This is a genomic window from Microbacterium sp. ZW T5_45 (genome assembly GCF_044987415.1).
In the GTDB taxonomy this organism is placed as follows: Bacteria; Actinomycetota; Actinomycetes; order Actinomycetales; family Microbacteriaceae; genus Microbacterium.
This window is the reverse complement of record NZ_JBJDRJ010000078.1, coordinates 1-2,977: the sequence shown is the minus strand read 5'-3', so window position 1 is coordinate 2,977 and position 2,977 is coordinate 1. Positions and strand designations below refer to the sequence as shown.

2 protein-coding genes are annotated in these 2,977 nt (G+C 66.8%); both read left to right on the top strand.

Annotated elements, in window-relative coordinates:
• Nucleotides 1-695: 695 nt before the first annotated feature.
• A complete protein-coding gene (locus tag ACI3KS_RS19555; RefSeq protein WP_404920205.1) occupies nucleotides 696-1,124 on the top strand; it encodes a MarR family winged helix-turn-helix transcriptional regulator in 429 nt (142 codons plus the stop codon).
• A gap of 114 nt (nucleotides 1,125-1,238) precedes the next feature.
• Nucleotides 1,239-2,819, top strand: a complete 1,581-nt coding sequence (locus ACI3KS_RS19550; protein ID WP_404920204.1) for an SPFH domain-containing protein — start codon at nucleotides 1,239-1,241, stop codon at nucleotides 2,817-2,819.
• The last annotated feature ends 158 nt before the right edge of the window (nucleotides 2,820-2,977 follow it).

The following is a 2,977-nucleotide window of genomic DNA, read 5'->3' as shown; positions in this document are numbered from 1 at the left end:
CCTACCACCGCCGCCGACGCCAAGCCCGACTGGGCCGTTTGACGCCCGTCGAATTCGAGACCATCATGAACCAGAACCTGGCCCTCGCGGCCTAACCGAAACTGTCACCTATCCGTGCAGCAGACCCTCGAGACGAAACTCGACCACGCACCCCGCGTCATCCACGGAAGCGGGCACACCAGTCCACTGCAAAGTCAGGTCCACAGGAATCCAATCAACGTCGACGGAAGGTACCTATTCGACGGACGGCCTGACTCCTGAGGAGAGGTACTGCCCTATATCTCGGGTCCTGACAACTCAGGCCACCAACATCGGCGACCCCACCCACCCGCAGGCTGACACCCACACCCACCCGCCTACCCACGCCACGCCGCAGACGCGACAACTTCCGTGAGAATCCGCCACCTTTCATGAGAACAGCGACAACTTTCGTGAGAAAGCGACAGGTTTCGTGAGAAACGACAGCATCCGGCGACCCAATCAAAGATTTCCGTGACCAAACCGTTGCATTCGTTACCGCCCCGTTATACAGTGATCACACGGTGAATGTTTGCTGTGGCATCCACCTCATGTGATTGCAGGACACTCTTGGTGCAAGGGACAAGGGCCGGTCGGTAGCCTCTCCGACCGGCCCTTAACTCTGTCCGATGTCGAGCCCGTCGCGGCACGTCGGACCCCGCGGCTACGCTGTTCCTATGACCGACCGCAAGCTCGCCCTCGAGGCATGGGAGAGCCTTTTCCGCGCCCAGCACGAGCTCTTCAGCGAGATGGTCAAGGACTTCGACGAGGCGCACCTCACGCAGGCCGAGTACGACGTGCTGCTCACCGTCACCCGCTCCCCCGACATGACCGCCCGCCTTCGCGACGTCACGGGCAACATGCTCATCAGCCAGCCGAGCGTCTCGCGCCTCATCGACCGGATGGTCTCACGCGACCTGGTGAGCAAATGCGCCGATCCCGACGACGGGCGCGGATCGCTGATCCGAGCGACGGATGCCGGAGCACGGGCCTTCCGCGCCCTCGCCACCGTGCACGGGCGCTCGATCGCCGACCGCATGGCCCGCCTCGACGACGGCGAGCTGCGCACGCTGCGCGATCTCGCCGACAAGCTCCGCGACCAGTAGGGCACTTCTCCCCACCACACCTCGGCCGCTTTTCTGGCAGGGTGGGAAGCGAGTCGGCGGTCTCCGCGTCGGCGTCGCAGACCACCCCCGCGGGGGCAACCAGGGAGGTCATCCATGGAGATCGCCGGAATCGTCGGCATCCTGATCATCGTCGGCATCGCGATCGTCATCGCCATCGTCCTGCTCCTGATCCTGCTGCTGTTCGCACGCAGCTGGATCAAGGTGGCCCGCGCTGACGAGGCACTCGTCATCTCGGGACGCAAGCAGAAGGTGCAACGCACCATCGTCGCCGTCGACGGCTCGACCCGCGGGGAGACCGAGGAGTCGCCCGTCACCGTCATCGTCAACGGCAAGTCGCTCGTCAACCCGATCACGCAGCGCCACGAGATCATCTCGCTGCGTTCGCGCCAGGTCTCGCTCAATGCCGAAGCACAGTCGCTCGACAGCGTCACGCTCAACGTCGACGGCGTCGCCATCGTCAAGATCGGCTCCGACCCGCTGTACGTGCGTCGCGCCGCAGAGCGCTTCGCCTCGCAGGACAAGGCCATCGAGCAGTTCACCACGGAACAGCTCGAAGGTGCGCTCCGCGGCATCGTCGCCACTCTGTCGGTCGTCGAGCTCATGCGCGAGCGAAAGAAGTTCTCCGACCAGATCGCCGCCGATGTCTCTCAGGAGCTCGCCGAACAGGGCCTGATCCTCGACTCGTTCCAGATCAAGGGCATCACCGACAAGGTCGGCTACATCCAGTCGCTCGGTGCTCCCGAGATCCAGGCGAAGCGCCAGGCTGCGGAGATCTCGCAGACCAACGCCGACCGTGCGATCAACCAGAAGAACATCGCCAACCAGGAAGCGAACCTGATCGAGCAGACCGCGCTCGACACCAACACCGCCAACGCCAACGCCGGCATCGGCCGTGCCCGCGCCGAGGCCGAGCAGGCCGAACAGCTCGCTCGCGCCCAGGCCGAACAGGCCGTTCTCCAGCAGCAGGCAGAGAACAAGCAGGCACAGCTCGACGCCGACGTCAAGCGCGTCGCCGACGCGCAGCGGTACGAGGCCGAGACGCGCGCTCAGGCAGAGCTCTACACCCGTGAGCGTTCGGCCGAGGCCGCAGCGATCGAGCAGGTCAAGCAGGCAGAGGCCCGTACCCGCATCGCCGAGCAGCAGGCGCAGGCCGACAAGGCCAAGGCCGACGGTGAGGCCGCCGCCGCCGTCGCCCGTGCGACCGGTGAGGCGAACGCCCTGCGCTCGCAGGCCGAGGCAGAGTCCGAGGCACGCCGTCTGCGTGCCAACGCCGAGGCCGACGCGATCCGCGCCGAGGGTGAGGCACGAGCCGCAGCCGTCGAGGCGGAGGCCAAGGCCATCGCCTCCAACCAGGACGCGTTCCTCTCGCAGCGCGTGCTCGAGACGCTGCCGGCGATCATGGCCGAATTCGCCAAGGGCTACTCGACCATCGGCAGCGTGTCGATCATCGGCGGCTCCGGCGATGGCGCATCCGACCTCGTCGGCGCTGACAGCGCGAAGGCGCTCAAGTCGGTGTTCGACAGCGTCAGCTCCGCCACGGGTCTCGACCTCGCGTCGATCATCCAGGGTCAGGCCGTCGGTCGCGGCATCGGCGAAGGCGTCGCCTCGGCGAACCCCGCGCCCGCGAAGCGCCAGCCGACGCCGACGACTCCCCCGCCGCCCGCGGCGGACTGAGTCCCCACGAATCAGAAGAGCGGATGCCGCGACCGAGAGGTCACGGCATCCGCTCTTCGTCGTTCCGGGTCGGCGGTGTGCGCCGGGGCGGCCCGTGCCGCGGCCCCGCGCTCGCCTCCTCCCGCAGCCCTGCACCTTCTCGCCGCCGCCTCGCACCT

Excerpts from the sequence above, each read along its gene's own strand:
- ACI3KS_RS19555 (WP_404920205.1), top strand. The coding sequence starts at position 696 with ATGACCGACCGCAAGCTCGCCCTCGAGGCATGGGAGAGCCTTTTCCGC.
- ACI3KS_RS19550 (WP_404920204.1), top strand. The coding sequence starts at position 1,239 with ATGGAGATCGCCGGAATCGTCGGCATCCTGATCATCGTCGGCATCGCG.